This window comes from Rhodovulum sp. 12E13 (assembly GCF_003340565.1).
In the GTDB taxonomy this organism is placed as follows: Bacteria; Pseudomonadota; Alphaproteobacteria; order Rhodobacterales; family Rhodobacteraceae; genus HLUCCA09.
Genome location: NZ_QPLK01000004.1, coordinates 199,637 through 225,285 on the forward strand (window position 1 = coordinate 199,637; position 25,649 = coordinate 225,285).

At 70.4% G+C, this 25,649-nt stretch carries 27 protein-coding genes and 3 pseudogenes; 24 read left to right on the plus strand and 6 right to left on the minus strand.

Annotated features, from left to right (window positions below):
* Positions 1 to 153: 153 nt before the first annotated feature.
* Positions 154 to 588: a DoxX family protein gene (locus tag DLJ49_RS05415; protein WP_158547397.1), complete on the plus strand. Its 435-nt coding sequence runs from the start codon at positions 154 to 156 to the stop codon at positions 586 to 588.
* Positions 589 to 648: 60 nt separating this feature from the next.
* Here the strand turns inward: DLJ49_RS05415 and DLJ49_RS05420 are convergent, their stop codons facing one another.
* Positions 649 to 1,215 carry a carboxymuconolactone decarboxylase family protein gene (locus DLJ49_RS05420; RefSeq protein ID WP_115392501.1) on the minus strand — a complete coding sequence of 189 codons (567 nt, stop codon included), beginning with the start codon at positions 1,213 to 1,215 and terminating at the stop codon, positions 649 to 651.
* Between the two features lie 96 nt (positions 1,216 to 1,311).
* Here DLJ49_RS05420 and DLJ49_RS05425 point away from each other — a divergent pair, with 96 nt between their 5' ends.
* Both DLJ49_RS05425 and DLJ49_RS05430 read left to right on the plus strand, forming a co-directional pair.
* Positions 1,312 to 1,938, plus strand: a complete 627-nt coding sequence (locus DLJ49_RS05425; protein ID WP_115392502.1) for a TetR/AcrR family transcriptional regulator — start codon at positions 1,312 to 1,314, stop codon at positions 1,936 to 1,938.
* Positions 1,939 to 2,045: 107 nt separating this feature from the next.
* Positions 2,046 to 2,426, plus strand: a complete 381-nt coding sequence (locus DLJ49_RS05430) for a hypothetical protein (RefSeq protein WP_115392503.1) — start codon at positions 2,046 to 2,048, stop codon at positions 2,424 to 2,426.
* Between the two features lie 12 nt (positions 2,427 to 2,438).
* On the opposite strand, the gene DLJ49_RS05435 is transcribed toward DLJ49_RS05430, so the two are convergent.
* Positions 2,439 to 3,425, minus strand: coding sequence for a YeeE/YedE thiosulfate transporter family protein (locus DLJ49_RS05435; RefSeq protein WP_158547398.1), 987 nt, complete (start codon positions 3,423 to 3,425; stop codon positions 2,439 to 2,441).
* 520 nt (positions 3,426 to 3,945) lie between these two features.
* Between DLJ49_RS05435 and DLJ49_RS05440 the strand changes: the two genes are divergently transcribed.
* The 5 genes and pseudogenes from DLJ49_RS05440 (at position 3,946) to DLJ49_RS05455 (ending at position 7,852) form a co-directional block, all read left to right on the plus strand.
* The gene (locus DLJ49_RS05440; protein ID WP_115392505.1) at positions 3,946 to 4,689 is read left to right on the plus strand and encodes an acetoacetate decarboxylase; all 744 of its coding nucleotides are present in this window, start codon (positions 3,946 to 3,948) and stop codon (positions 4,687 to 4,689) included.
* A 16-nt stretch (positions 4,690 to 4,705) separates the two neighbouring features.
* Positions 4,706 to 5,098: pseudogene (locus DLJ49_RS22720) on the plus strand (NAD(P)/FAD-dependent oxidoreductase); the annotation flags it as partial.
* Between the two features lie 133 nt (positions 5,099 to 5,231).
* Complete coding sequence (locus tag DLJ49_RS22725; protein WP_255566553.1) at positions 5,232 to 5,978, plus strand: NAD(P)/FAD-dependent oxidoreductase; 747 nt, start codon at positions 5,232 to 5,234, stop codon at positions 5,976 to 5,978.
* 24 nt (positions 5,979 to 6,002) lie between these two features.
* Entirely contained in the window at positions 6,003 to 6,794 is a 792-nt protein-coding gene (locus tag DLJ49_RS05450; protein WP_115392506.1) for a 3-hydroxybutyrate dehydrogenase, read from the plus strand.
* A complete protein-coding gene (locus DLJ49_RS05455) occupies positions 6,791 to 7,852 on the plus strand; it encodes a patatin-like phospholipase family protein (RefSeq protein WP_115392507.1) in 1,062 nt (353 codons plus the stop codon). The genes DLJ49_RS05450 and DLJ49_RS05455 overlap by 4 nt, the downstream gene beginning before the upstream one ends.
* A gap of 18 nt (positions 7,853 to 7,870) precedes the next feature.
* On the opposite strand, the gene DLJ49_RS05460 is transcribed toward DLJ49_RS05455, so the two are convergent.
* Positions 7,871 to 9,157, minus strand: a complete 1,287-nt coding sequence (locus DLJ49_RS05460) for an alpha/beta hydrolase (RefSeq protein WP_115392508.1) — start codon at positions 9,155 to 9,157, stop codon at positions 7,871 to 7,873.
* 170 nt (positions 9,158 to 9,327) lie between these two features.
* Here DLJ49_RS05460 and DLJ49_RS05465 point away from each other — a divergent pair, with 170 nt between their 5' ends.
* The gene (locus tag DLJ49_RS05465; RefSeq protein ID WP_158547399.1) at positions 9,328 to 9,816 is read left to right on the plus strand and encodes a PAS domain S-box protein; all 489 of its coding nucleotides are present in this window, start codon (positions 9,328 to 9,330) and stop codon (positions 9,814 to 9,816) included.
* Positions 9,817 to 9,876: 60 nt separating this feature from the next.
* Here DLJ49_RS05465 and DLJ49_RS05470 read toward each other — a convergent pair.
* Positions 9,877 to 10,290, minus strand: a pseudogene (locus tag DLJ49_RS05470) (IS1634 family transposase); the annotation flags it as partial.
* 3 nt (positions 10,291 to 10,293) lie between these two features.
* On the opposite strand from DLJ49_RS05470, the pseudogene DLJ49_RS05475 reads away from it, so the two are divergent.
* The 3 genes and pseudogenes from DLJ49_RS05475 to DLJ49_RS05485 all read left to right on the plus strand — a co-directional run.
* A pseudogene (locus DLJ49_RS05475) lies at positions 10,294 to 10,767 on the plus strand (IS21 family transposase); the annotation flags it as partial.
* A 16-nt stretch (positions 10,768 to 10,783) separates the two neighbouring features.
* Positions 10,784 to 10,981 (plus strand): hypothetical protein, encoded by a 198-nt coding sequence (locus DLJ49_RS22030; protein WP_199533304.1) that lies wholly within the window; start codon positions 10,784 to 10,786, stop codon positions 10,979 to 10,981.
* 58 nt (positions 10,982 to 11,039) lie between these two features.
* Positions 11,040 to 12,470 carry a glycosyltransferase family 39 protein gene (locus DLJ49_RS05485; RefSeq protein WP_115392511.1) on the plus strand — a complete coding sequence of 477 codons (1,431 nt, stop codon included), beginning with the start codon at positions 11,040 to 11,042 and terminating at the stop codon, positions 12,468 to 12,470.
* Positions 12,471 to 12,491: 21 nt separating this feature from the next.
* Here DLJ49_RS05485 and crtC read toward each other — a convergent pair whose 3' ends face one another.
* Both crtC and crtD read right to left on the minus strand, forming a co-directional pair.
* Positions 12,492 to 13,361 (minus strand): carotenoid 1,2-hydratase, encoded by an 870-nt coding sequence (crtC, locus tag DLJ49_RS05490; protein ID WP_115392579.1) that lies wholly within the window; start codon positions 13,359 to 13,361, stop codon positions 12,492 to 12,494.
* Positions 13,250 to 14,884, minus strand: a complete 1,635-nt coding sequence (gene crtD / locus DLJ49_RS05495; RefSeq protein WP_369932490.1) for a 1-hydroxycarotenoid 3,4-desaturase CrtD — start codon at positions 14,882 to 14,884, stop codon at positions 13,250 to 13,252. Before crtD ends, crtC begins: the two co-directional genes overlap by 112 nt.
* Before the next feature lie 157 nt (positions 14,885 to 15,041).
* Here crtD and DLJ49_RS05500 point away from each other — a divergent pair, with 157 nt between their 5' ends.
* The 12 genes from DLJ49_RS05500 (at position 15,042) to pufX (ending at position 25,404) form a co-directional block, all read left to right on the plus strand.
* Positions 15,042 to 15,920, plus strand: coding sequence for a polyprenyl synthetase family protein (locus DLJ49_RS05500; RefSeq protein WP_115392513.1), 879 nt, complete (start codon positions 15,042 to 15,044; stop codon positions 15,918 to 15,920).
* A gap of 70 nt (positions 15,921 to 15,990) precedes the next feature.
* Positions 15,991 to 17,157 carry a methyltransferase gene (locus DLJ49_RS05505; RefSeq protein WP_115392580.1) on the plus strand — a complete coding sequence of 389 codons (1,167 nt, stop codon included), beginning with the start codon at positions 15,991 to 15,993 and terminating at the stop codon, positions 17,155 to 17,157.
* Between the two features lie 124 nt (positions 17,158 to 17,281).
* Positions 17,282 to 18,220, plus strand: a complete 939-nt coding sequence (gene bchC / locus DLJ49_RS05510; protein ID WP_115392514.1) for a chlorophyll synthesis pathway protein BchC — start codon at positions 17,282 to 17,284, stop codon at positions 18,218 to 18,220.
* Positions 18,217 to 19,218, plus strand: coding sequence for a chlorophyllide a reductase iron protein subunit X (locus tag DLJ49_RS05515; RefSeq protein ID WP_115392515.1), 1,002 nt, complete (start codon positions 18,217 to 18,219; stop codon positions 19,216 to 19,218). Before bchC ends, DLJ49_RS05515 begins: the two co-directional genes overlap by 4 nt.
* A gap of 83 nt (positions 19,219 to 19,301) precedes the next feature.
* A complete protein-coding gene (bchY, locus tag DLJ49_RS05520; protein WP_115392516.1) occupies positions 19,302 to 20,882 on the plus strand; it encodes a chlorophyllide a reductase subunit Y in 1,581 nt (526 codons plus the stop codon).
* 91 nt (positions 20,883 to 20,973) lie between these two features.
* Complete coding sequence (gene bchZ / locus DLJ49_RS05525; RefSeq protein ID WP_115392517.1) at positions 20,974 to 22,488, plus strand: chlorophyllide a reductase subunit Z; 1,515 nt, start codon at positions 20,974 to 20,976, stop codon at positions 22,486 to 22,488.
* Positions 22,485 to 22,748 carry a cytochrome PufQ gene (gene pufQ / locus DLJ49_RS05530; RefSeq protein WP_199533305.1) on the plus strand — a complete coding sequence of 88 codons (264 nt, stop codon included), beginning with the start codon at positions 22,485 to 22,487 and terminating at the stop codon, positions 22,746 to 22,748. Before bchZ ends, pufQ begins: the two co-directional genes overlap by 4 nt.
* 160 nt (positions 22,749 to 22,908) lie before the next feature.
* Positions 22,909 to 23,058: a light-harvesting antenna LH1, beta subunit gene (gene pufB / locus DLJ49_RS05535; protein WP_115392518.1), complete on the plus strand. Its 150-nt coding sequence runs from the start codon at positions 22,909 to 22,911 to the stop codon at positions 23,056 to 23,058.
* A 13-nt stretch (positions 23,059 to 23,071) separates the two neighbouring features.
* Positions 23,072 to 23,254, plus strand: coding sequence for a light-harvesting antenna LH1, alpha subunit (pufA, locus tag DLJ49_RS05540; RefSeq protein WP_115392519.1), 183 nt, complete (start codon positions 23,072 to 23,074; stop codon positions 23,252 to 23,254).
* A gap of 129 nt (positions 23,255 to 23,383) precedes the next feature.
* A complete protein-coding gene (pufL, locus tag DLJ49_RS05545) occupies positions 23,384 to 24,232 on the plus strand; it encodes a photosynthetic reaction center subunit L (RefSeq protein ID WP_115392520.1) in 849 nt (282 codons plus the stop codon).
* Positions 24,225 to 25,157: a photosynthetic reaction center subunit M gene (pufM, locus tag DLJ49_RS05550; protein ID WP_115392521.1), complete on the plus strand. Its 933-nt coding sequence runs from the start codon at positions 24,225 to 24,227 to the stop codon at positions 25,155 to 25,157. Before pufL ends, pufM begins: the two co-directional genes overlap by 8 nt.
* A 10-nt stretch (positions 25,158 to 25,167) precedes the next feature.
* The gene (gene pufX / locus DLJ49_RS05555) at positions 25,168 to 25,404 is read left to right on the plus strand and encodes an RC-LH1 core complex protein PufX (protein ID WP_115392522.1); all 237 of its coding nucleotides are present in this window, start codon (positions 25,168 to 25,170) and stop codon (positions 25,402 to 25,404) included.
* Positions 25,405 to 25,649 lie beyond the last annotated feature (245 nt).

A 25,649-nucleotide genomic window follows, 5' to 3' on the forward strand; every position in this document is an offset into this window, starting at 1 on the left:
TTATCGCTCTGAGGCGAATGACATTTTACGACTCCCTTGCGCGCTCCAGGCCTCCGCAATTCTCACACCCGGTCACGGAACGCGAATGGGGCCTCGTTGGCGAAGCCCCCGGGCGCGATGTCTGTCGGGCGAACGTCAGAAAGGAGTCCTGCCATGACCGACAACGTCACTGCGACCGCTTCCGCCAACGAGTCCGGTGCAGTCCTCGCCGCGGCGGCCGACTGGGCGCTGCGCGCCGCTTTCGCCGGCGTCTTCGTCTTCCACGGCGTATCGAAGTTCATGAACCTCGAGGGCGGTGCCCAGATGATGGGTCAGCCCGTCCTGATCTGGGCGCTCGTGGCTTTCGCCGAATTGGCCGGCGGCGTCGGTCTGCTGGCCGGCCGCGCGATCCCGGGCAGCATCGGCGATGCGGTGACGCGCCTTTCGGGTGCGGCCGTCGTGCCGGTGATGCTCGGCGCCATCGCCATGGTCCATTGGGGGCGGTGGAATTTCGCGCCGTCCGAGAGCCATCCGATGGGGGGCATGGAGTTCCAGGTGGTGCTGCTCGCGATCGGCCTGTTCTACGCGCTGCGCGGCAACCGGGCTTGACGGCGCCGATCGCGGCGCGGGAAGGGCTCCGCCCCGGTTCGAGCCGGGGCGGGCCGCTCGTCAGGCCGGCTCGAACGGGGCGAACATGTCGTCGACCGGGGTCGCGGCGAGATGGTTCACGTAGTTCGAGAAGGTCTTGCAGGCGATCGCGAGAACGACGCCGAGGACCTGCCTTTCGCCGTATCCCGCCGCGAGAAAGGCGTCGACTGCCGCCTTGCCCGGGTTGCCGCGCGAGACGACCATCGCCTCGGTGAAGGTGGCGACGGCCTGCAGGTCCGGGTCCGGCAACGGTCGGCCATCGCGCAGGGCGGCAAGCGAGCGGGCCGGCACGCCCGACGTCTTCTCGGCGATCATCGAGTGGGCGGCGGTGCAGTAGTGGCATCCGTTCACCCGGCTGATCGTCAGAAAGACCGTCTCCTGTTCGGCGGGGGAGAAGCCCGATTGCGTCCGGAAGTCGTCGTAGGTGCGCAGGTAGCCGTCGAGCACCGGGGGCAACTTGGCCATGTAGGTGTACATGTTGGGCAGGAAGCCGAGCTTTTGCCTGGCGCCGGCCATGAGCGCATGGGCCTCGCCGTCGGCATCGTCGGGGTCGGCGGGCGCGATGTGGAACAGGGGGGCACGTGCCATGAACGTCTCCTCTATTTCAGAACATTCGTTCCGTAAATTGCCGCGGTCGTGCGATCCACCTATTTTCGGAATGCTTGTTTCAAAACGGGGTGATCCATGGCGGAGGCACGGGCGCGCGGCCGGCCGAGAGGGTTCGACGAGGGCCGGGCCCTCGACGCGGCGGTGCGGCTGTTCCGGGCAGAGGGCTACGACGGCGCCCCGGTGGACCGGCTGTGCCGCGAGATGCGGGTGCCGCGTGCTACGCTCTACGACCTGTTCGGTGGCAAGGAGGGGCTGTTTCTGGCGGCGGTCGCCCGCTACGCCGATACGCGGATCGCGCCGGTCCTCGCCGCGCTGGGGCCCTCCGGGACGTTGCGCGACGATCTCGCGGCCTTCTACGATGCGGTGCTTGCGCTCGCCACCGCGGATCCAGAGGCGCCGGGCTGCCTCGTCTCCTGCGCCCTGGCTGATGCGGCGGGCTCGAATACGGGCTTCCGGGCCGAGCTCGCGGCGCGCTACGCCGCGATGGAGGGTCGGATCGCGGCACGACTGATGGCCGCCGGATGGGACGTGCAGGCCGCGACGCCGCCACAGGCGGCGGCCGCGCTCGCCGCATCGATCGCCCGCGGCCTCATGCTTGCCGCGCGCTCGGGCACGGAAGCGGCGCAGTTGCGCCCGACTGCCGAGGCGGCCGTCGGCGCGCTTCTCGCGCTCCATCCCGAGGGGGCGCCCGGCCACGGTTGAGCGGGCCGCTCGCGCCCGGTCACGATCCTGTTCGCGGCGTGGCGCGGGCACTATTTGGCTGCAAGGCTCTCCCCTGTGCCTGCATCAACGATCCATCGGAGACCGCCATGCCCCTCGCCAGACGAGACCTCCTCCTGCCCGCCGGTGTCGCTGCGGCCCTGATCGCGGCCACCCTCCTGGGCGTCACGGAAGCGCTCGGCGCGCACCCGTTCTGGGCGGTGCAGACCGGCGCGATCGGCGCGGCCGGCGGCGCGGCGATCTTCATCGGCCTGCGCCGCGCAGGCGTGCGGCCAGCTCCTGTCATGTGGCTTGGCGGCGCGGCGCTGGTCGGCGCGGCGCTCGCCGCCCATTTCGGCAAGGCCGCCTTCGTCGCCTCCTTCGCCGAGAACGCGCTTGCGGGGCGCGCGTGGTATCTGGGCTGGTTCGCCGTCGCAGGCGCGGCCTGCCTTGCCCTTTCCGGCGCCCTCGCCCACGTCCTGCGGCGCTGAGCGAAGCGGCGGTCAAGGAACGGCGCGGCAGACATCCGCCTCGCAGCTGACGCCCGGCAGACGCGCCCCGGCCCGGCGCATCGCCGCGAGCGTCAGGAGAATGCCGCCCACGATGGCGAGCCAGGCCGGCAGGGCATGGGGCGACAGCGACGGCAGGCCGAACAGGATCAGCCCGTCGTTGCCGCCGGGGATAAGGGCCGCGCCCGCCCCCATCGTCGCGCCGGCGGCGAGGTGCCGGAGGGCGGCGCGGGGCCTCGGGCGGCGCAGCCGGAAGCTGCCGCGCAAGGCGGCCGAGCCCGCCATGCCGGCGACGGCCGCACCGGAAAGCAGCCAGAGCAGCCCCGTCGCGCCGCAGGTTGTGCTCGCCCCGGCCTGCGCCGTGCACAGCGCCGTCGAGGTGAACGACCACGGCGCCCCCGCGAGCAGGAGCGCGGCGTAGGCGGCGGCCATCACCAGCACGGCGAGCGAGAGCGGCCAGGCCGCCGCCCCGCCGGGGCCGAGCCCGTCGCGCCGCAGGCGACGGGCGAGGCGGAGCCCCTCCGCGCCGATCCAGACGAGCGCCGGCAGCGCCAGCCAGCCCGGCAGGGCGGCCGCCTGGTCCGGCGGTTGCGCCGCGGGGGCGGCATGGGCGAGCGCGGCCATGCCGGCGAGCCAGCCCAGGGGCGCGAAGGCCATCGCCACGTGCCCCTCGGCGAGCCGCGCGAAGGTCGAGAGCGCGCAGGCCCCGTTCATCGCCGCGCCGATGCCGAAGAGCAGACCGCCCGCCACCGCGATCCAGTCGAACGAAAAGCGCGCGAGCGGCGCGGCGTGGCCGGCCGCCGCGGCGAGAGCGAGGAGACTCGTCGTCCAGAACGACGCCTTGAGGAAGGACCACAGGATGTGACCGCGCCGCGTGGTGAGAACTTCGGCGACGGCGCGCACCGTGCACAACCCGCCCCGGTGCGCCGCCGCGCCGAGGAGGGCGGCGACGGCGAGCGCGAGCGCCAGTCCCGCCGTCACGCCGCGCCCCTTGCGGATCGTCCGCTCGGGCGATCCGGCTCGGCCGGTATGCGGGGCGGTGGGCTCTGCATGGCGATGGCTCCTTTCCTGCACGCAGTATGGGGGCTGCGGGGCACCGGGGCAGCGACGCTGAAACGCGCCGCCCGGGATCGTGAGCCGGGGTGATCCGCCGCGGCCGGGCGCGGCGACGGGCGGTGCGGTTGCCGCGACGGCCCGCAATATGCGCCGTTGCCGAAGGGGAAGATCGTGCCGACCGCCCGGGACACCTGTCGGGGACAGGGGGCAGCGGCGTCGCGGGGCGGCCGACGGCGCGAGCTTAGGCGGCGGGAGGGTGTTCGAGCCAATCATCTCGGGTCACGATCCCGCGGCGGCGGCGTGCGCTCGGCGTGATGTTTCAGGCCGTGGCGCGGGCGTGACGAGAGTTGTGTGGCCTGACCCGCCGACGGCGCGTTAGCGACACCCACGGCACGGAGCCTCGAGGCCGCCCGCCACGCCTCACCGAAAGCCACAGGGACCGGACATGACCGAAGACGAGATCCTCGACCGCGCGAGCATGCCGCCGGGCAATCCGAGCTACCCCTTCGGGCCCTACCGCTTCGTGGACCGCCAATACTTCATGGTGATCTACGAAACCGACCCGGAGGCGATCCGTGCCTGGCTGCCCGCGCCGCTGGAGCCCGACGGTTCCGGCACCGTCGTCTACGAGTGGATCGACATGCCCGACAGTTCCGGCTTCGGCAGCTACCGCGAGTCGGGCCTCGTCATCCCCGCCATGCTGGAAGGGCGGCCGGTCAACTACACCGCGATGATGTTCCTGAACGACGAGCCGCCGATCACCGCGGGGCGCGAGATCTGGGGCTTTCCGAAGCGCTGGGGCGAGCCCACGCTCGACGTGCGCGCCGACACGCTGACCGGCACGCTCGCCTATTCCGGCGAGCGGGTGGCGATGGGCACGATGGCCTACAAGCCCGAGCGGCTGGAATGCGACCCCGAAGCCTGCGTGCGGCGACTGGCCAAGACCACCGTGAATCTCAAGCTGCTGCCCTGCGTCACGGGCCGGCCGCTGGCGGCGCAGCTCGTCGCCTTCGAGATGACCGACATCCGGCTGAAGGGCATCTGGCGTGGCCCGGCGCGGCTGCACCTCGTGCCCCATGTCCACGCGCCCGTGGCCGACCTGCCGGTGCGCCGCGTGGTCGAAGGCCAGCACGTCATCGCCGACATGACGCTGCCCTACGGCCGTGTCGTGCACGATTACCTCGCCTGACCGCAAGGAGCCCGCCATGACCGACCGCCAGGCCGCCCTGCCGCCGCGCGATGCCGAAACCGCGGCCCGCCCCCGCGTCGTGATCGTCGGCGCAGGGTTCGCGGGCCTTTCGGCCGCCCGGGCGCTGGCCCGCGCGCCGGTCGATCTCACGATGGTCGACCGGCACAACTACCATCTCTTCCAGCCGCTGCTCTACCAGGTGGCGACGGCCGCGCTGACGCCGGCCGAGATTGCCGAGCCGATCCGCGGCGTCCTTCGCGACCAGGACAACGCCCGCGTGTTCATGGACGAGGTGACGGGAATCGACACCGAGGACCGGTGCGTCCGGACCAAACGTCACGCGCGCATCCCTTACGACACGCTCGTCCTCGCCACCGGCGCGCGGCACTCGTATTTCGGCAACGATCACTGGGCGGCCCACGCGCCCGGCCTCAAGACGATCGACGACGCCTTCCACCTGCGCCAGCGCATCCTGTCGGCCTTCGAGAAGGCCGAGATGGCCGAGCGCGCCGAGGACCGCGCGGCGCTGCTGGCCGACGGGGGTGGAACTGGCCGGCGCGATCGCCGAGCTCGCCCGTTCCGTCGCCCGCGACTTCCGCCACATCGACGCGACGAGTGCGCGGGTGGTGCTGGTGGAAGCCGGGCCGCGGGTGCTCTCGACCTTCCATCCCAAACTGTCGGAGCGGGCCCGGCGCGACCTCGAAGAGCTGGGCGTCGAGGTGCGCACCGGGGGCCGGGTGACCGAGATCGCCCCCGGCGTGGCCAGGATCGGCGAGGAGCGCATCGCGGCGGGCACGATGATCTGGGCCGCCGGCGTGCAGGCCTCGCCGGCCGCGCGCTGGCTCGGCGTGGAGGCGGGCCGGGGCGGGCACGTCCCCGTCGGCCCCGACCTGACGGTGCCGGGCCATCCCGAGATCTACGCCATCGGAGACACCGCCGCGCATGTGCCGGACGGGGCGGAGCGGCCGCTGCCCGGGGTGGCGCCGGTGGCCAAGCAGATGGGCGCCCATGTCGGCCGGCGCATCGCCCGGGCCGCCAGGGGCAAGCCGGAGGGCGGGCCGTTCCGCTTTCGCGGCCGCGGCGCGATGGCCACGATCGGGCGCAATCGCGCCATCGCCCAGATGGGGCGGCTCCGGGTCCGCGGCTTTCCGGGCTGGATGCTCTGGGGCCTCGCCCATGTCTATTTCCTGATCGGCTTCCGCAACCGGCTCGCCGTGCTGATGAACTGGACCTGGGCCTACGCCACCTGGCAGCGCGGCGTGCGCCTGATCACCGGCGCGCAGATCTGACCTTTCACCGAAGGAGACAAGGGAATGACCGATCGAGAAGGACGGGGCGCCGCCCTCGTCACCGGCTCGTCGAGCGGCATCGGCCTCGGCATCGCCGAGGCGCTCGCCGCCGCCGGCCACGACGTGATGCTCAACGGCCTCGACCCCGAGACGGAGGTGGCGCCGGAGCGCGACCGGCTGGCCGAGGCCCACGGCGTGCGCACCGCCTATGCCCGCGCCGACCTGACGGACCTGCGGGCGGTGGACGACCTCGTGGGCGAGGCGGAAGACCGGCTGGGGCCGCTCGCCGTTCTGGTCAACAATGCCGGCGTGCAGCACGTCGCCCCCATCGCGGAGTTCCAGGACGACAAGTGGGAGCTGATCCTCGCGCTCAACCTCTCCGCCGCCTTCCGGGCGATCCGCGCGGTGGTGCCGGGGATGACCGCGCGCGGCCACGGCCGGATCGTCAACGTCGCCTCGGCGCACGGCCTTGTCGCCTCGCCCGGCAAGGCGGCCTACGTCGCGGCCAAGCACGGTCTCCTCGGCCTGACCAAGACCGCGGCGCTGGAGACGGCCGAGCACGGGGTGACCGTCAACGCGATCTGCCCCGGCTACGTCTGGACGCCGCTGGTGGAGAGCCAGATCCCCGACACGGCGAAGGCGCGCGGCATGACCGAGGAGGAGGTGAAGCGCGACGTCCTGCTCGCCGCCCAGCCCACGCGCGACTTCGTCACCACGGCGCAGGTCGGCGCGCTCGCAGCCTTCCTGTGCTCCGGGGCGGCCGCCCAGATCACCGGCGCGGCGCTGCCCGTCGACGGCGGGTGGACGGCGCAATGACCACCCCCCGCAGGAAGAAGACCGAGCCGAAGCCCGTGAACCTCGCGCTGCAGGGGGGCGGCGCGCATGGCGCCTTCACCTGGGGCGTGCTCGACCGGCTGCTGGAGGACGGGCGGCTGCAGATCGCCGGCATCTCCGGCACCTCGGCCGGCGCCTTCAACGCCGTCGCGGTGGCCGCCGGGATGACGGAGGACGGACCGGACGGCGCGCGCGCCCGGCTGGAGGGGTTCTGGAGGTCGGTGTCGAAGGCGGCGCGCTTCAGCCCCGTCCAGCGCTCGCCGTGGGACGTGTGGCTGGGCAACTGGAGCCTCGATCACAACCCCGCCTACCTCGCCTTCGACGCGATCAGCCGCATGGCCTCGCCCTACCAGGTCAACCCGATGAACATGAACCCGCTGCGCGACATCCTCGAGGCGGCGGTGGATTTCGAGAGCGTGCGCGCCTGCGACGCCTTCGGGCTGTTCATCTCGGCCACCAACGTCGAGACCGGGCGGGTCACGGTGTTCCCGCGCGAGCATCTGACCGCCGACATGGTGATGGCCTCGGCCTGCCTGCCCTTCCTGCACCAAGCGGTGGTGATCGACGGCGTGCCCTACTGGGACGGCGGCTACATGGGCAATCCCGCGCTCTTCCCCTTCCACGGCGAGACCGGCACCGACGACGTGGTGGTGGTGCAGATCAATCCGATCGAGCGGCGCGGCGTGCCGCGCACCCCCCAGGAGATCCAGAACCGGCTCAACGAGATCGCCTTCAACGGCAGCCTGCTGAAGGAGTTGCGCGCGATCGACTTCGTCGACCGCCTGATCGACGAGGGCGTGCTCTCGACCGATCACTACAGCAAGGTGCTGGTGCATATCGTCGAGAACCAGGAGGCGCTGAAACCCCTCGGCGCGTCCTCGAAGATGAACGCGGAATGGGCGTTCCTCACGCATCTGCGCGATCTCGGCCGGCAGACCGCGGCCGACTGGCTCGACGCCACGTGGGACGCGATCGGCGCGCGCTCCAGCGTCGATCTGCGCGCCATGTTCCAGGGGATCGGCCCGCGCCACCGGGGCTGAGGGCCGCCGCGCCCGGCCTCAGTCGCCGGGCGCGGGGCCGCGCGGCTCGGGCGGGGCCGGGTAGTCGCGGTGGAGCGACCAGAAATTGACGTCGAGCCGGCGCATCGGGCGCAGCTCGCCGCCCGGCGGCGCGCGGTGGCGCAGGGCGAGAACGATATCCGAGACCACCGCCGGGTTGTCGCGGAAGTAGGTGTGCCCGAGCGCGGGCCGCGCCTCCTCCACGCCGATGAAATGGACATTGCCGATGCGCGAGAAGGTCTCGCGCAACGGCTCGGTCAGATCCTCCGGGCGGATCCGCCCGAAGCGTTGGCCCGAGAGCAGCGTCTGCGCCAGCCCCAGCGGCCCGTCGCCCGGATTGATGTAGACGTTGATCCGGTCCAGCGCCGGGCCGAACTGCTCGGCCACCAGCCGCTGCTGCATGATCCCGAAATCGAGATCGGGGGCCGACAGGATCAGCGTGCCGAGCTTGAGCGAGCGCCGCGGAACCCGGCCCGCGGCCCGCTCGGCGATGGCCAGCTCGCGCAGCGCGCTGGTGGCCACGTCGGTGCCGCGGCTGTGGGCGATCACGTTGATCCGGTCGAGCCCCGGCGTGGCGGCGCGCATGCGCAGCGTCTGCTTGAGGTGGAAGATGGTGAACTCGCCCGCCTCCCGGTCGCGGAAATAGCCGAAGAACCCGGTATTGCCCGAGGGCCAGGAATAGAGCAGCGGCAGGCCCGGTCGCCCGGCCCAGTGCCAGAGATTGGCCAGCGTGCCCTGCGCCTCCTCGAAGGTCGTGGCCACGCCGTGGACGTAGACCGTCACCTCCCGCCGCTCGGTGCGGGCGAGGGCGGCGGCGATCTCGGCGCGGAACGCGGCAGCCTGCGCCTCCCAGGCGGCTTGCGCCTCGGGCAGCGTGCGCACCCGGCCATCGACCACGTCGAAGGGCAGGGGCGTGGGCGGGAAGCGCACCCTCTCCGTCACCGCGACCGGCCGGAGAGGGATCGCGCCCTGCTCGCCCCCGCCGCCGCTGCGCGCGACGAGGGCCAGCCAGTCGAGCCCCTCGCCGAACTGGACCGTCGCCTTGCCGAAGGTCATCTCGGCCGAGCGGCCAGAGCCGTAGGGGTGCGCCGGCGGCGCCCCGTCGAGGCGCGCGCGGTCTGTCACGAACCAGATTTCGGGCTGAACGGTGCGCGCCGACGGCGCCACCTCGGCGGCGGGATAGCCCGCCGGGCCAGCATGGACGTTGGGCTTGTCTGCCAGTTGCGGGCCGCTACAGGCAGCGAGCAGGAGGAGCCACGCAAGAGCAAGACGAAACAGGCGGATCATGCGGCGCTCCTTGTCCGAAGGGTGGCGGGGGCGAAGGATGGCGGGAACAGCGTTTCGGATCGGGCAGCTCGGGGCCAGAAAGGCCACCGTCCCTCACGCAGCTTTGAGCACGGATGCCGTTCCGGACGCGACGGCGCGATCACGATGTGATACCCCGACCGCGATACGGCGTGAGCATCCCTTGGGGGCACGGCATGGATCTCTCCGCGCCCGTCGGCCACCCGGCCGCCGAGCTTCTGGCCGAGAATTTCGACCCGGCGGTGCTGATCGACGCGGGCAGCGGGCGGTTCCTCGCCGCCAACGGCGCGGCGCGCGAACTGCTCGGCTTCTCCAGCGAGGAGCTGGCCGACATGACGCCGGCCGACATCCACCCCCACGAGATCGCCCGCCTCGAGGGCTTCATGGCCAATGTCCGTCGCGAAGGGCGCTGGAGCTCCGACGAGCTGTCCTGCCGCACGCGCGACGGGCGGACCGTGCCGGCGCTCCTGCGCGCGCGCATGATGGGCCGCGAGGATGGGGGCGACGCGGTGCTCATCGTCATCCGCGACCAGCGCGAGCGGCAACTGGCAGCGCTCGGCCTCGGTCAGCTCGCCGCCGGCGAGACACTCCTTCATCGCGACGAGCCCGGCGGGCATGGCTCCCTGGAGTTCGACAGCTGAGCCGATAAGCAATTGATACTGTTGACGCGGAGATCGCGTTTTTGGTGACGACAGGATACGTCAGGCGGGTTTCGGCAGGTTCAAGGCTTCGAACAGGTCGAGTTGCTCCGGTGTTGTCTTGCTGGTGCCGTTGAAGGTGCGGTCGCCGATGTGGGCAGTTTGCTTCTGGATGCGCGCGAGCAGATCGAGCGCCGTGCGCGGGCTGGCGGCGTGCCCTTTCGCCTTCAGTCGCATGCGCATCACGCGGTAGAGGACGAGAGCGAGGAAGCAGATCAGGGCGTGGGCCCGGATGCGATCGGGCAGACGGTGGTGGACGGGGGCGATCTCGATGTCGGATTTCAGCACGCGGAAGCCGCGCTCGGTAACGGCGAGGGCGCGGTAGCGGGAGACAGCCTCGGTGGCGGTCAGGTCGGGCGCGTTGGTGATCATCGCGAGCTTGCCGTCGTAAAGCTCGGCCGCGGCGAGGGCGGTCTCGGCCTGATCCGCGAGACCGTCGACGTCCGCGTCGCCGAGCGCACCGTCGAGGTCTTCCACTGCGGCGGGCGCGTCGCGAGCCACGCGCTCTCCCCCGGGCGCCGCGGCCACGTCACCATCTCCGAGCACATGCCGAGCGCGCATCGCCGCTTCGGGGAATGGACGCCCGCGCGCCTGATGGCCTCGGCCGAGAAGGTCGGGCCGTCCACGGCCTGCTCGTGCGCCGCGGTGATGGCGGCGCGCCCCCATCCCGAGCAGGGCTTCCGAACCTGCCTCGGCGTGCTGGCGTTGGTGAAGACCTACGGTGCCGCACGCGTCGACGCCGCCTGCCGCCGCGGCCTAGACATCCGCGCCCACTCCGTCGCCTCCATCCGCTCGATCCTCAGGAACGGCCTCGACCGCGCCCTCCTCGAGGATGCGCCGGAAGCCTCGCCCATCCGCCACGGCAACATCCGCGGCCAGCGCCATTACCACTGAGAAGGAGATCGCCCCCGTGCTCGCCCATCCCACCAGCGACAAGCTCATCGCCCTCGGCCTCGCCGGCATGGCCAAAGCCCTCGACGAGCAGCGATGCTCGGCCGTCGCCGACAGCCCTCTTGTGAAGAGAGATCAGCATGCTCGCCCCCCGTCCCGAACCTCACTCAAGGTCGAGCGTGCCACGAACAGCGCCCGCCGACGAGGGTCGATGTGATCATCCGGGATGGGACAACTAGCCTCACTCGCAGCCTCGGCGATTTTATTGGCTTCGAATGGAGAACCCCCTCGTCAAATCGGTCGGTCTGACCTTCGCTGTCGTAATTGCGGCCTTTGCGGTGCGCGCCTTCTGGATCGGCCATCCGGTTTTGTGGAATGACGAACTGTTCACGATCGTCTATGCTCGGGAGAGCTACGACTATCTGGTGTCGCTCACCCGCTCAAGCGACATTCATCCGCCGTTGTTCTACCTTGTCGTCAAGGGCGTCGCGGAACTCTTCGGAGAAGGAGACGGAACTGGTCTGCGCCTGATTTCGGCCTCTGCCGCTGCGCTTTCGGTTGGTCTCCTCTTTTTGTTTGTCCGGCCAAGGTTCGGCCTTGGTGTCGCGCTCCTTGCGGCCCTGTTCTTCGTTTTCTTGCCGGTCAGCGTCCATTACGGGCGCGAATTGCGAACTTATGCTTTTCTCGCGCTTTCCCTTCTCGCCGCGATCCTCTGTTTCATCCAAGCCCTTTCCGACGATCGCTCCAGACGGGAGCGGCGGATGTTCGCGGCAGGTTACATGGCCGCTCTCGCTGTCAGTTTTCACCTCCACTACTCCGCTGCCGTGTACTTCGTGCTTTTCGGGGCGGCTTCGCTCGCCGTGTGGGGGATCGACAGAGACGCTGGAAAGGTGCGGATGGCGATGGGCGCGACCGTGCTGGCAGGCATACTCTGCCTGCCGCAGGCCTTCCACTTCGTCTGGGCGCGCACGCAAGTGACCGGCGATTTCTGGATCGCGCCAACCACGCTGCGGACCTTTTACTCAGTCTCGCTGGGGGCCTATCCCTTTCCGGCATGGGCAAAGCCGGTGGTCTACCTGTTGTATCTCTTCGGCGCATGGCAGCTGTGGCAGCTCGATCGCAAGGTCGCCGCAGTCGCCTTCTGCTTTCTTGTCGGGGGGCCGCTTCTTGTCGCGCTGATCGGCGTGTTCACCCCCGCCTACCTCGTGCGAACGATCCAAGCCTTCACGGTTCTTTCGCCGCTTCTGCTGGCGCTCGCCGTGTGCGCGCTTCCCAGGCTTGCGCGGGCGCCGGTTGTCGCGGCCCTCGCTGCGGTGCATGTCGTAGCGATCCTGCCGTCGTATCCGTCAGAAAAACAGCCACTCGCTGTCGACGAAATCACGGCGCTGTTCGGCGATACCCGGCCCGATGTCGTCTATTATCATGCTCCTCTCGCGCGGCAGTTCGACGTTCGCGGCGTGTCCACGGACGGCTGGCATACCGTCCGCCTCGAGGACCGCGGGGGCCTCGACGAGATCGAGACGCGGCTGTCCAGCTGCTCGGTGACTCTGCCATGCAGGTCAATCGCTGTCGTGATGGAGCGGGCCCCGCGCTTTCAGAAGGAGGACGGTCGCATATGGATGGAGCGGATGGACGCGCTGGCCGCCGAGCATGGCGCGGACCTCGACACCGATCGGTCCGGCATGCGCGTGCTGCTTTTCGAGTAGTTCGCTTTGGACGCGCCGCATTCAGCCGTGCGGCGTCCATCGGGGGCGACGGGGGACCTTGACGGCGAGCATGGGCTTGAGCAGCGGCGAGGCGAAGCGGTCGAGGTCGAGCGCCTCGTGCACGCCCACGGTGCGCTCGCCGTGCACGACCGTCTCGACCGCCGAGCGGCAGTAGAACGGCGCGTCGAGCATCGCCTTGACTTGTCTCGGCCTGGTGCCGGGGTCGGCGCGGGTCTCGCGTCGCACCGTCCAGAGCGAGCGGCGGAAGGGGGTGCGCGGCGGCGCCTCGACCACCTGCGCGCCGTCTTTCTCGAAGGAGACGGCGACGCCCAGTTCGGTGCCGTCGCGCCTTGCGGCGTCGTAGAAGGTGAGCGCGCCGCGGCGCGTGGGATAGCGGCCCCATGTCCAGAAGCTGAAATCCTGCTCGAGCGCGCGGGTGCCGAAATTGGCGTCGAAATAGCCGTGGCCCGACCACGACCAGCCCGGGCGCTCCAGCGCCACCTCGATCCGCGCGTCGGGGGCGAAGGGGCGCCAGACATGGGTGCCCTCCTCGGTCAGCGGCAGCTCGACCGAGGTGACCGCCTCGGGGTGGACCGTCACGCGGCCCTTCAGGCGGTGCAGGTGCGGCCAGCTCATCTCGTCGATGTCGACCACGAGCGCGTCGTCCTCCCATCGCATCGAGGAGGGGCCGATATGGATGGCGTCCCGTTCCAGCCGCAGCGCCTGCTGGCCACGGTCGGTCATCGTCCAGCGGCCGCCACGCCCGTAGGTGGCGACGTTCAGGCAGCAGTGGTCGGCGGGGTTCTTCCGCCCCGACCAGCGGTACCAGGGCGAGAAGACGGAGCCGATGAAGGCGATGATCGAGATCGCGCGGCTGCCGTCGTCGGAGATGCCGTCGAGATACCACCAGGCGTAGCCGTTCGGGGGGACGTGGAGGTCGAAGTTCGGTCGCTCAGAATCGCCGCGGCCGCGTGCCGGCCGGAGAGGGTGGCCATCGGGATGCCCGCCCCCGGATGCGCCCCGCCCCCCGCGAGGATCAGCCCCGGCACCGATGTCTGCGCCGTCGGGCGCGAGAAGGCCGCCAGCATCCCGTGCGGGCTCCGCCCGTAGAGGGAGCCGTCCGATCCGGGGAAGAGGCGATGAAAGCCCGCCTGGGTCGTCAGCGCGTCGCGCGTCGGGATCGGTGAGAAGGTCAGCCCGGAGCGGGCGAGGCGCCCCCATGTGCGTGTCAGACAAGTCTCGATCTCCTCGTCGCTCTGGTCGCGGGCGCCGGTGGGCGGCGCGTTCATGATGGTCTCGAAGCGCTCGAGCGTCCCGGGCGGGGGCGGGCCGCCGCCCCGATCCTCGGCGCAGACGTAGATCGTCGGGTCCAGGGGCATCGCCCCCTTCTCGACGGGGCCGAATTCCGCTCGCGGGTCGTCGCCGAAGAAGACGTTGTGATAGGCGAGTTCCGGCCCGTGCGGCACGGCCGCGAAGGCGAGGACGTGGGCCGAGAGCGAGCGCGGCGCGACCGCCTTTTTCGGCACGGCCCGTTCGGGAGCGGGGCCGAGCAGGCCCGCGTGGAGGGCCTTGGGGTCGCCCGCGTGCACGACGTGGGCGCAGGCGATGCGCTCGCCCGAGCCCGTCACCACGGCGGCGGTGCGCCCGCCCTGAACCTCGATATGCGCGGCCGGGGTGCCGTAGGCGATCTCTGCGCCGAGCCTCTCGGCCAGCGCGGCCATCGCCTCTGCCAGCTTGTGCATTCCGCCCGACACGCGCCAGACGCCCGAGGCCTCGGCATGCCAGATCAGGCCGAGCACGGCGGGCGAGCGGTAGGGCGAGCCGCCGACATAGGTGGCGTAACGCCCGAAGAGCTGCCGCAGGCGCGGCTCGCGGAACTGTCCGCGCAGGGCGGTTGCGAGCGAGCCGAACCCCATGTCGGCGATCAGGCGGGGACGGCGCAGCACATGGGCGGCCAGCGTGCCGAGAGAGGGGGCGGCCGCCTGCATCATCGGCACGTCGAACGCCTCGAACAGCCGCTGCGCGCGCGCCGAGAAGGCCCGGAAATCGGCCTCGGCCCGCGCGCCGCCCCAGGCGCGGACGGCCTCGGCCGATCGCTCGGCGTCGTCCCAGAGATCGAGCACCGAGCCGTCGGTCCAGAAGTGGCGGGCGAGCAGGCGCTCGCGCTCCAGCGTCACATGGTCGTCGAGGCGGGTGCCGGCGGCGGCGAAGAGCTCGTCGAAGACATGGCGCATCGTCAGCACCGTGGGGCCGGCATCGACCGGGCCGGCGCGGGAGGGCAGGGTGCGCATCTTGCCGCCGGGATGGTCGTGCGCCTCGATCACGCGCACCGCGCGCCCCGCGGCCGCGAGGCGGATGGCGGTGGCGAGCCCGCCCATGCCCGCCCCGATCACGACGATCCGATCCTGCGCCACAAGACCTCCCCGAAAAAGTGTCAACTTAGATTGACTCGATTCAGCCAGTATGTCCATTCTTATGGACAATTGCAGGTGTCTAGTCTAGTTGACAACCTGTCCCGCCCCGGGCCTCTGCATCGTCCTCGGGCCGCCGCATCGAGAAGGAGCCGCCGCCATGACGCTGACCCCCCGCATCGAGGCCGCCATGGCGCGGGCCATCACCATCGGGCAGGCCCGGGTCGCCGGCGCCCCGCCAGGGCTCGCCTCCGCGCTCGACTACGCCGTGACGCCCGGTGGTGCGCGTATCCGCCCGACGATCTGCCTGTCGGTGGCGATGGCCTGCGGCGACGACATCCCCGAGATGTCCGATGCCGCCGCCTCGGCGCTCGAGCTGATTCACTGCGCCAGCCTCGTGCACGACGACATGCCCTGCTTCGACGATGCCGACCTGCGCCGCGGCAAGCCCGCCGTGCACAAGGCCTATGGCGAGCCGCTGGCGTTGCTGACGGGCGACTCGCTGATCGTGCTCGCCTTCGAGGTGCTGGCCCGCGAGGCGCATCGCGACCCGCGGCGCTCGGCCGACCTCGTGGTGCACCTCGCGCAGCGCACCGGCATGCCGGGTGGCATCTGCGCGGGGCAGGGCTGGGAGAGCGAGGAAAAGATCGACCTGCGCGCCTACCACATGGCCAAGACGGGCGCGCTGTTCATGGCCGCCACGCAGATGGGCGCCATCGCCGCGGGGCAGGATCCCGAGCCGTGGGAGGAGCTGGGCGCCCGCATCGGCGAGGCGTTCCAGGTGGCCGACGACCTGCGCGACGCGCTGCTGGACACCGAGGCGCTGGGCAAGCCCGCCGCGCAGGACGTGGCGCATGGTCGCCCCTCGGCGGTGACCGAGCTGGGCGTCGACGGCGCGATCAGGCGGCTGAAGGACATCCTGTCGGGCGCGATCGCCTCGATCCCCTCGTGCCCGGGCGAGGCGGCGCTGGCGCAGATGGTCAACAAGACGGCCGAGCGGCTGGTGCCGACCCAGGCCGCGGCCCGCGCGGCCCGCTGAGGGGGCAGGCGTGAGCGCGACCGACACCGACACCGACACCGACACGCGCCAGCCAGGCGAGGTCCGGCCGATGGCGCAGGACGATCCCGAACAAGGCCCGGAGCGCGCTCCCGCGCGGCGGCCGCTGTCGCTCGGCGCGCGCTGGCGGCGCTGGCGCAATGCGCGCGTGGCCTCGCCCGGTTTCCAGAGCTGGGCCTCGGCCAACCCGTTGACCCGCCGCACAGCAAGGGTCGACGGGGAGCGCCTGTTCGATCTCGTGGCGGGCTTCGTGCATTCGCAGGTTCTGTTCACGCTGGTCGAGCTCGATCTTCTGAGCGAGCTCTCCGACGCGCCGCGATCGGCCGCCGATCTCGCCCGCCGCCACCGGATCGACCCGCAGCGGATGGAGGCGCTGCTGAGGGCGGGCACCGCGCTGGGCCTGCTCGAGCGCGCGTGGGATGGCTACCAGACCGCGCGGCTGGGCGCGGCGGCCATCGGCGTGCCGGGACTGGCCGACATGATCCGCCACCATTCCGTCTTCTACCGAGACATGGCCGACCCGCTCGCGCTTTTGCGCGACGAGGCCGAGACCGAGCTGTCTCATTTCTGGCCCTACGTCTTCGGGGGCGGCATGCCCTCCGACGTCGCGGCCCGCTATTCCGAGCTGATGGCCGAGAGCCAGGGGCTGGTGGCGGAGGAGACGCTGCGCGCCGTCGACTTCCGCGGCATCCGCCGGCTGATGGACGTAGGCGGCGGCACCGGCGCGTTTCTCACCGCGCTCGGCCGAGCGGTGCCGGAACCGGACCTCGTGTTGTTCGATCTGCCCGAGGTCGCCCCCGGGGCGCGCGCGCGGTTTGACGCGGCGGGGCTGTCGGGCCGCGTGACCATCGTGCCCGGCTCGTTCCGCACGGACGCTCTGCCGCAGGGGGCCGACGCGATCAGCCTCGTGCGGGTGCTCTACGATCACGCCGACGAGACGGTGGCCGCCCTGCTTGCCGCCGTGCGCGAGGCGCTGCCCCCCGGCGGCCGCCTGATCGTGTCGGAGCCGATGACAGGCGCGGCCAGGCCAGAGCGGGCCGGTGACGTCTACTTCGCCTTCTACTGCATGGCGATGCGCACCGGCCGAGCCCGCTCGCCCCGCGAGATCGCCCGCCTGATGGCCGCCGCCGGCTTCGAGGGCGTGGCCCGGCGCCCCACCGCGCGCCCCTTTGTCACCTCGGTCGTCGAGGGGCGAAAGCCGGTGCGACACGAGGCCTGAATGTCTAGTGGCGGAAGTCTGTCCATTTCTGTTGACACAGATAGGTGTCAGTCTAAACTTACACCAACGCTGCCCAACGCCGTGACTCAGTGGGTCTGAGTCGCCCGCCAAGGAGGAGACAGTCGTGCAGACCAAGGCCGTGATCCTCGAACGCGCTGAAACGCTCGACCTCGGAGAGGTGGAGCTGTCCGAGCCGGGCAAGGGCGACCTGCTGATCCGGATCGACCATTCCGGCATCTCCACCGGGACGGAAAAGCTCTTCTATACCGGGCAGATGCCGCCGTTTCCGGGCATGGGCTATCCGCTGATCCCCGGCTACGAGGCGGCCGGCGAGGTGATCGAGGCCGACCGCGACACCGGGTTCAAGCCCGGCGACTATGTGTTCGTGCCCGGCGCCAACTGCTACGGCGAGGTGCGGGGCCTGTTTGGCGGCGCCGCGCGGATGCTCGTGAGCCAGGCCGACCGCGTCACCCGGATCGACCGCGGGTGGGGCGCCGAGGGGGCGCTGCTCGCGCTCGCCGCCACCGCGCGTCACGCCATGGCGGGCCTCAACAAGGAGATGCCCGACCTCGTGGTGGGCCACGGCGTGCTCGGCCGCCTGCTCGCGCGGCTGGCCATCGCCGCCGGGTCGGAGCCGCCCGTGGTGTGGGAGATCGACGCCGACCGCGCCACGGGCGCGATGGGCTACGATGTCGTTCACCCCGACGACGATACCCGCCGCGACTATCGCTCGATCTACGACGCCAGCGGCAACGGCGCCCTGCTCGACACGCTGATCGGGCGGATCGCCAGGGGAGGCGAAGTGGTGCTCGCCGGCTTCTACACCGCGCCGCTCAGCTTCGCCTTTCCACCTGCGTTCATGAAGGAGGCCCGGCTGCGGATCGCGGCCGAGTGGACGCATGACGACCTCGCCGCCACCCGCGCGCTGGTCGAAGCCGGGGCCCTCTCCCTGGGTGGCCTCATCACCCACAGGGCAAAGGCGGAACAGGCGCCCCAGGCCTATGCCACGGCGTTCAACGATCCCGCCTGCCTGAAAATGATTCTGGACTGGAGCGCGACATGAAGGACATCCCGAATCTCAAGGATTTCGACAAGCGCCTGCGTGACGAGGCGGCCGAAGAGCCCTCGCTCGAGGTGCCCTCGGAGGAGCCGACCAAACACACGCAGATCATCGCGATCTACGGCAAGGGCGGCATCGGCAAGTCGTTCACGCTGGCCAATCTCAGCCACATGATGGCCGAGCAGGGCAAGCGCGTGCTGCTGATCGGCTGCGACCCCAAGTCGGACACGACCTCGCTGCTGTTCGGCGGCAAGGCCTGCCCGACGATCATCGAGACCTCGACGGCCAAGAAGCTGGCCGGCGAGGAGGTGAAGATTGGCGATGTCTGCTTCAAGCGCGGCGGCGTCTTCGCGATGGAGCTCGGCGGGCCCGAAGTGGGCCGCGGCTGCGGCGGGCGCGGCATCATCCACGGCTTCGAACTGCTGGAGAAGCTTGGCTTCCACGACTGGGATTTCGACTACGTGCTGCTCGACTTCCTGGGCGACGTGGTCTGCGGCGGCTTCGGCCTGCCGATCGCCCGCGACATGGCGCAGAAGGTGATCGTGGTGGGCTCGAACGACCTGCAGAGCCTCTATGTCGCCAACAACGTCTGCTCGGCGGTGCAGTATTTCCGCAAGCTCGGCGGCAACGTGGGCGTGGCCGGCATGGTCATCAACAAGGACGACGGCACGGGCCAGGCCCAGGCCTTCGCCGAGCGGGTCGACATCCCGGTGCTGGCCTCGATCCCCGCCGACGACGACCTGCGCCGCAAGTCGGCCTCCTACGAGATCGTGGGCACCGACGCGACCCAGTGGGGCGCGCTCTTCGCCGAACTGGCCGAGAACGTGGCCGGCGCCCCTCCGACCCACCCCACGCCGCTCAGCCAGGACGACCTGATCGGACTGTTCGACGGCAAGGACACCGGTGCCGACTTCGTGCTGGAGCCGGCCACCGACGAGGACATGCGCGGCAAGAACGCCAAGCCGAAGGAGAGCTTGGAGGTCGTCTATGACGATGCGTGAGGCGCTTGCGGTCGATGGCGGGAGCGAGGGGCCAGCCCCTCGCGCTCCCCGGAGTATTTCCACCAAGATGATGGGGAGGGGTCATGTCGGGTGAGGTGACCTACGACGATGCCGCGGAGGCCCGGGTCGATATCGGGCAGGAGCGGCAGGCGCATGGCGCCGAGACCGGCGAGGCGCCGGTTCTGCAGGACGGCATGGGGTGCCACGCCGGCGCAGAGGAAATGGAGAAGGCGGCCCGGATGGCGGGCAAGTCGGAGATCCTCGACCAGTATGCGAAGGACTATCCGCAGGGGCCGCACGACAAGCCGCAATCGATGTGCCCGGCCTTCGGATCGCTCCGGGTGGGCCTGCGGATGCGGCGCGTGGCCACCGTGCTGTCGGGCTCGGCGTGCTGCGTCTACGGCCTGACCTTCGTCAGCCACTTCTACGGGGCGCGGCGCTCGGTCGGCTACGTGCCGTTCAGCTCCGAGACGCTGGTGACCGGAAAGCTCTACGAGGATATCCGCGACGCCGTCCACCAGATGGCCGACCCCGACAAGTACGACGCGATCGTGGTGACGAACCTCTGCGTGCCCACCGCGTCGGGCGTGCCGCTCAGGCTCCTGCCCGACGAGATCGACGGGGTGCGGGTCGTTGGCATCGACGTGCCGGGCTTCGGAATTCCGACGCACGCCGAGGCGAAGGACGTGCTGGCCGGCGCGATGCTGAACTACGCCCGGAAGGAGATCGAGGCCGGGCCCGTGCCCGCCCCCGAGGCCGGCGTGTCGGACCGGCCCACCGTCTCGATGCTGGGCGAGATGTTCCCGGCAGACCCGATGATCATCGGCCAGCTTCTCGCGCCCTTGGGCCTCGCTGCCGGCCCGACCGTGCCGTGCCGCGAGTGGCGCGAGCTCTACGCCGCGCTCGATTGCGGGGCGGTGGCGGCGATCCACCCGTTCTACACCGCCGCGATGCGCGAGTTCGAGGCGGCCGGCCGGCCCATCGTGCCTTCGGCGCCCGTCGGTCACGACGGCACGGCCGACTGGCTGGCGCGCATCGGCGACGCCTTCGGCCTGGCCGCCGACAAGGTGGCGGCGGCGCAGAACCAGTTCCTGCCCGCGATCAGGGCGGCCCTCGGGGGCACGCGGATCGACGGGACGATCACGCTGTCGGGCTACGAGGGCTCGGAGCTCCTCGTGGCGCGCCTGCTCGTCGAAAGCGGGGCGGAGGTGCCCTATGTCGGCACCGCCTGCCCCCGCACGGCCATGTCCGACCCCGACCGCGAGTGGCTCGAGGCGAGGGGCACCAAGGTCGTCTACCGCGCCTCGCTCGAGGACGATTGCGCGGCGATGGAGGCGATCAGGCCCGACCTCGCCATCGGCACGACGCCCGTGGTGCAAAAGGCCAAGGAGCTTGCCGTTCCCGGCCTCTACTTCACCAACCTCATCTCGGCGCGCCCCCTCATGGGGCCGGCGGGCGCGGGCAGCCTTGCCCAGGTGGTCAACGCCGCCATCGCCAACAAGGACCGGATGGACGGGATGAAGGAGTTCTTCGAGGGCGTGGGCCACGGCGACACCGCGGGGGTGTGGGAAGGCGATCCGAACCTGCGCCCCGATTTCCGCGCCGCCTACCAGAAGAAGCTCGAGAAGAAGGCGCGCGCCGAGAAGGCGCAGGAGATGATCTGATGCATCGCACCCTGCTTCTTCTTGCTCGAAATATCCCGGGGAGCGCGAGGGGCTGGCCCCTCGCTCCCGCCCTCACGAGGGGAGCGATCGGATGCTAGTTCAGGACCATGACCGCGCGGGCGGCTACTGGGGGGCGGTCTACGCCTTCACCGCCGTCAAGGGGATGCAGGTGGTGATCGACGGGCCCGTGGGGTGCGAGAACCTGCCGGTGACGTCGGTCCTCCACTACACCGACGGCCTGCCGCCGCACGAATTGCCCATCGTCACCACCGGCCTCGGCGAGGAGGAGCTGGGCCGCGAGGGCACGGAAGGTGCCATGAAGCGGGCCTGGGGCACGCTCGACCCGGCCCTGCCGGCCGTCGTCGTGACCGGCTCCATCGCCGAGATGATCGGCGGGGGCGTGACGCCGCAGGGCACCAACATCCAGCGTTTCCTGCCCCGCACCATCGACGAGGACCAGTGGGAAGCCGCCGACCGGGCCATGACCTGGCTCTTCACCGAGTACGGCATGACCAAGGGCCGGATGCCGCCCGAGAAGAAGCGCGAGGAGGGCGCCGCGCCCCGCGTCAACATCCTCGGGCCGATGTACGGCACCTTCAACATGCCCTCCGACCTCGCCGAGATCCGCCGTCTGATCGAGGGGATCGGCGCCGAGGTGAACATGGTGATGCCGCTGGGCGCCCACCTTGCCGAGATGCGCAACCTCGTGAACGCCGACGTGAACGTGGTGATGTACCGCGAGTTCGGCCGCGGCCTCGCCGAGGTGCTTGGCAAGCCGTACCTTCAGGCGCCGATCGGGATCGACTCCACCACCCGCTTCCTGCGCAAGCTCGGCGAGCTCACCGGGCTCGATCCCGAGCCCTTCATCGAGCGCGAGAAGCATTCGACGATCAAGCCCGTCTGGGATCTCTGGCGCTCGGTGACGCAGGACTTCTTCGCCACCGCCTCCTTCGGGATCGTGGCCAACGAGACCTATGCGCGCGGCGTGCGCCACTACCTGGAGCACGATCTCGGCTTCCCCTGCGACTTCGCCCATGCGCGCGTCGCGGGGCGCAAGCCCAACAACGACCAGGTGCGCGCGGATATCCACCGCAAGCGGCCGCTGATCGTGATGGGCTCGATCAACGAGAAGATGTATCTCGCCGAGACCAAGGGCGGGCACGGGCCGCAGCCCGCATTCATCCCCGCGTCGTTCCCCGGCGCGGCGATCCGGCGGGCCACCGGCACGCCCTTCATGGGGTATGCCGGCGCGACCTACCTGCTGCAGGAGGTCTGCAACGGCCTCTTCGACGCGCTGTTCCACATCCTGCCGCTGGGCAGCGAGATGGACGAGGCCAGCGCCACGCCCACCCGCCTGCGCCGCGACTTCCCCTGGGATGACGACGCGCAGGCGCTGCTCGACCGGATCGTGGAAGAGCACCCCGTTCTCACCCGCATCTCCGCCGCCAAGACGCTGCGCGACGCCGCCGAGGCGGCGGCGCTCGAAGCGGGCGCGGAGCGCGTCCAGATCGACACCGTCCGCAAGCTCGCGCCCGCGGGCTTCGCCACCGACCAGGCGACGCCGGACGGGGCCGATGAGCCCACCCTCAAGGGAGAAACCGCATGACGGATCACACGACGGACCTGCCGCTCGAGCCGCGCCGGCCCGAGCCGTCCCGCTACGCCACCCGGGCGCGCGGAATGCCGGCCGCGCCGCGGCGGGAATTCTACGCCTATTTCGCCCTGATCTTCCTGGCGACGCTGCCGCTGGCCTTCGTGACGTGGACCCTCTCCGCGCTGCGCCAGTTCAAGCTGCCCGAGAAGGGGCCGATCGCCAAGGCGTGGAGCCAGGCGCGGATCATCACGCCGATGATCTTCTCCGCGTGAGGGCACGAGATACGCGCCCCGGACCCGCCGCATCGCGCGGGTCCGGGGCGTGCACGCAATTCGCCTCGGCCAAGCGCCTGGGTGGATACCAAGCGGGGGCCGAGCCCCCGCAACCCGGCCGCGGGGTGCGCGGCGCAGTCTGAGTTTTCGGAGGAAACACATGGCTGACAATAGCGACCTGTCCTTTACGGGTCTTACCGACGACCAGGCGCAGGAACTGCACAGCGTCTACATGCAGGGCCTCTGGCTCTTCTCGGCCGTCGCCGTCGTCGCCCACCTGGCGACCTTCATCTGGCGCCCCTGGTTCTGAGGAGGGATCGATCATGGCACAATTCTACAAGATCTGGCTCGTTTTCGATCCGCGCCGCGTGTTCGTGGCCCAGGGCGTGTTCCTGTTCCTGCTCGCGGCGATGATCCACCTCGTGCTGCTGTCCACCGACCGGTACAACTGGTTCGAGGTGGCGGCCGCGAAGTACGGCGCACCCGCCGCAGCGGCGTCCGAGTAATCGGCTCCGCCCGTTCCGGGCGGCCGGCGCACGGGCCGCCCGGAGCACTCTTTCACCGACGGCAGGCCAGGCCCGCGCGCGCCCTTGCGCGCGGGGGGTCGGGGTCCGCCGCCAAACCGGAGTAAGAAGATGGCTTTGCTCACCTTCGAACGAAAATATCGCGTGCCAGGGGGCACGCTCATCGGCGGCGACCTGTTCGATTTCTGGGTCGGGCCGTTCTATGTCGGGTTCTTCGGCGTCACGACGATCTTCTTCTCGGCGCTCGGCACGATCCTGATCTTCTGGAGCACGGCGGTCGACGGGGTCTGGAACCCCTGGCTGATCTCGATCGAGCCGCCCGATCTGTCGTATGGCCTCGGCTTCGCGCCGCTGCAGGAGGGGGGCTTCTGGCAGATCATAACGATCTGCGCGACCGGCGCCTTCCTGAGCTGGATGCTGCGCGAGGTGGAGATCTGCCGCAAGCTGGGCATCGGCTATCACGTGCCCTTCGCCTTCGGCGTCGCGATCTTCGCCTACGTCACCCTCGTCATCATCCGCCCCGTGCTGATGGGCGCGTGGGGCCACGGCTTCCCCTACGGGATCTGGACCCACCTCGATTGGGTCTCGAACGTCGGCTACCAGTACGGCAACTTCCACTACAATCCGGCGCACATGATCGCGATCACGTTCTTCTTCGCGACCACTCTCGCCCTCGCCCTGCACGGCGGCCTGATCCTCTCGGCGGTCAACCCCAAGAAGGGCACCGAGATGAAGACGCCCGACCACGAAGACACCTACTTCCGCGATTTCATCGGCTACTCGGTGGGGACGCTGGGGATCCACCGTCTCGGCCTGCTTCTGGCGCTCAATGCCGGCTTCTGGTCGGCCGTCTGTATCGTGATCTCCGGCACCGTCTGGTTCGACCAGTGGATCGCCTGGTGGGATTGGTACGTGTTCCTCCCCTGGTGGGGCGACATTCCTGGAGGCGTCAATGGCTGAGTATCAGAACATCTTCACCCAGGTTCAGGTGCGTGGCGAACCCGAGTTCGGCATGGCCGGGTCGGGCGACGACTTCGACATCGACGAACGGGTAGGCCGACCGGGCTTCTCCAACCTTCTGGGGTGGTTCGGCAACGCCCAGCTGGGTCCGATCTACCTGGGCTCGTTCGGGGTGGTCTCGCTGGTGACGGGCACGCTGGCCTTCGTGCTGATCGGCCTGAGCTACTGGGACCAGGCGGGCTACAACCCGGCCGTGTTCCTGCGGGATCTCTTCTACTTCTCGCTGGAGCCGCCCGCGCCGGAATACGGCCTGTCGATCCCGCCGCTCGGCGAGGGCCTCGGCTTCCTCGTGGTGGGCTTCCTGCTGCTGGTCAGCGTGATGTCGTGGTGGATCCGCTCCTACCTGCTCGCCGAGCAACTGGGGATGGGCAAGCACATCGCCTGGGCGTTCCTGTCGGCGATCTGGCTGTTCCTCGTGCTCGGCCTGATCCGGCCGATCCTGATGGGCAGCTGGTCGGAGGCGGTGCCCTACGGCATCTTCACCCACCTCGACTGGACGAACAACTTCTCGCTCCGCTACGGGAACCTGTTCTACAACCCGTTCCACGCCCTCTCGATCGTGTTCCTCTACGGCTCGACCCTGCTGTTCGCCATGCACGGCGCCACGATCCTTGCCGTCTCCCGCTTCGGCGGCGACCGCGAGATCGAGCAGATCGTCGACCGCGGGACGGCGGCCGAGCGTGCGGCGCTGTTCTGGCGCTGGACCATGGGCTTCAACGCCACGATGGAGGGCATCCACCGCTGGGCGTGGTGGTTCGCGGTGCTGACGACGCTCACGGGCGGCATCGGCATCCTGATCACCGGCACGGTCGTGGACGACTGGTACGCCTGGGCGCAGGTCCACGGCTACGCCCCGATGAACTGAGGAGAGCGTGATGTCCGACAAACCGACCCGTCCGATCTTCGGCGAGCGCCGCGAGCCGTCCCTGTTCCAGGAAGGCGCCATGCTCATGGCAAAGGGTGCCGGCTACGGCGCGGCGGTCTTCTTCGGGGCGATGGCGATCATCTTCATCCTCATCGCCATCGGTGCGACCCTGCCTCCCGAGAGCAAGGAGGCGCCCGACCCGTCCTTCGGGGCGATCGAGGCGCCGGCCGAGACGCGGGCCGCCTGACGCCCCGCGGAACGAGATCCGGGCCGCAACGTCGGCCCGGGCATCGGCCGCCCCTCCCCCCCGGTGGGGCGGCCGGTCCAGAGACCCGGCGCGCGGCGCCACCGCAGACGCTCCGCCGCCGACAGCCCGTTCGGGCCGCCCACATGGCCCGGGCACGGGGGTCCCACCCCCGGTTCCCTTCCTGTTGGCTACAGGACACTGGCGCCGCGCGGGCCGCGGCCAGCAGGTCAGAGCCTGTGCGGCGC

Bases quoted from the DNA above. Each gene is read 5' to 3' on its own strand.
- DLJ49_RS05415 (WP_158547397.1), top strand. From the start codon at position 154: ATGACCGACAACGTCACTGCGACCGCTTCCGCCAACGAGTCCGGTGCA.
- DLJ49_RS05420 (WP_115392501.1), bottom strand. From the start codon at position 1,215: ATGGCACGTGCCCCCCTGTTCCACATCGCGCCCGCCGACCCCGACGAT.
- DLJ49_RS05425 (WP_115392502.1), top strand. From the start codon at position 1,312: ATGGCGGAGGCACGGGCGCGCGGCCGGCCGAGAGGGTTCGACGAGGGC.
- DLJ49_RS05430 (WP_115392503.1), top strand. From the start codon at position 2,046: ATGCCCCTCGCCAGACGAGACCTCCTCCTGCCCGCCGGTGTCGCTGCG.
- DLJ49_RS05440 (WP_115392505.1), top strand. From the start codon at position 3,946: ATGACCGAAGACGAGATCCTCGACCGCGCGAGCATGCCGCCGGGCAAT.
- DLJ49_RS05450 (WP_115392506.1), top strand. From the start codon at position 6,003: ATGACCGATCGAGAAGGACGGGGCGCCGCCCTCGTCACCGGCTCGTCG.
- DLJ49_RS05455 (WP_115392507.1), top strand. From the start codon at position 6,791: ATGACCACCCCCCGCAGGAAGAAGACCGAGCCGAAGCCCGTGAACCTC.
- DLJ49_RS05460 (WP_115392508.1), bottom strand. From the start codon at position 9,157: ATGATCCGCCTGTTTCGTCTTGCTCTTGCGTGGCTCCTCCTGCTCGCT.
- DLJ49_RS05485 (WP_115392511.1), top strand. From the start codon at position 11,040: ATGGAGAACCCCCTCGTCAAATCGGTCGGTCTGACCTTCGCTGTCGTA.
- DLJ49_RS05500 (WP_115392513.1), top strand. From the start codon at position 15,042: ATGACGCTGACCCCCCGCATCGAGGCCGCCATGGCGCGGGCCATCACC.
- DLJ49_RS05505 (WP_115392580.1), top strand. From the start codon at position 15,991: ATGGCGCAGGACGATCCCGAACAAGGCCCGGAGCGCGCTCCCGCGCGG.
- DLJ49_RS05515 (WP_115392515.1), top strand. From the start codon at position 18,217: ATGAAGGACATCCCGAATCTCAAGGATTTCGACAAGCGCCTGCGTGAC.
- bchY (WP_115392516.1), top strand. From the start codon at position 19,302: ATGTCGGGTGAGGTGACCTACGACGATGCCGCGGAGGCCCGGGTCGAT.
- bchZ (WP_115392517.1), top strand. From the start codon at position 20,974: ATGCTAGTTCAGGACCATGACCGCGCGGGCGGCTACTGGGGGGCGGTC.
- pufQ (WP_199533305.1), top strand. From the start codon at position 22,485: ATGACGGATCACACGACGGACCTGCCGCTCGAGCCGCGCCGGCCCGAG.
- pufB (WP_115392518.1), top strand. From the start codon at position 22,909: ATGGCTGACAATAGCGACCTGTCCTTTACGGGTCTTACCGACGACCAG.
- pufA (WP_115392519.1), top strand. From the start codon at position 23,072: ATGGCACAATTCTACAAGATCTGGCTCGTTTTCGATCCGCGCCGCGTG.
- pufL (WP_115392520.1), top strand. From the start codon at position 23,384: ATGGCTTTGCTCACCTTCGAACGAAAATATCGCGTGCCAGGGGGCACG.
- pufM (WP_115392521.1), top strand. From the start codon at position 24,225: ATGGCTGAGTATCAGAACATCTTCACCCAGGTTCAGGTGCGTGGCGAA.
- pufX (WP_115392522.1), top strand. From the start codon at position 25,168: ATGTCCGACAAACCGACCCGTCCGATCTTCGGCGAGCGCCGCGAGCCG.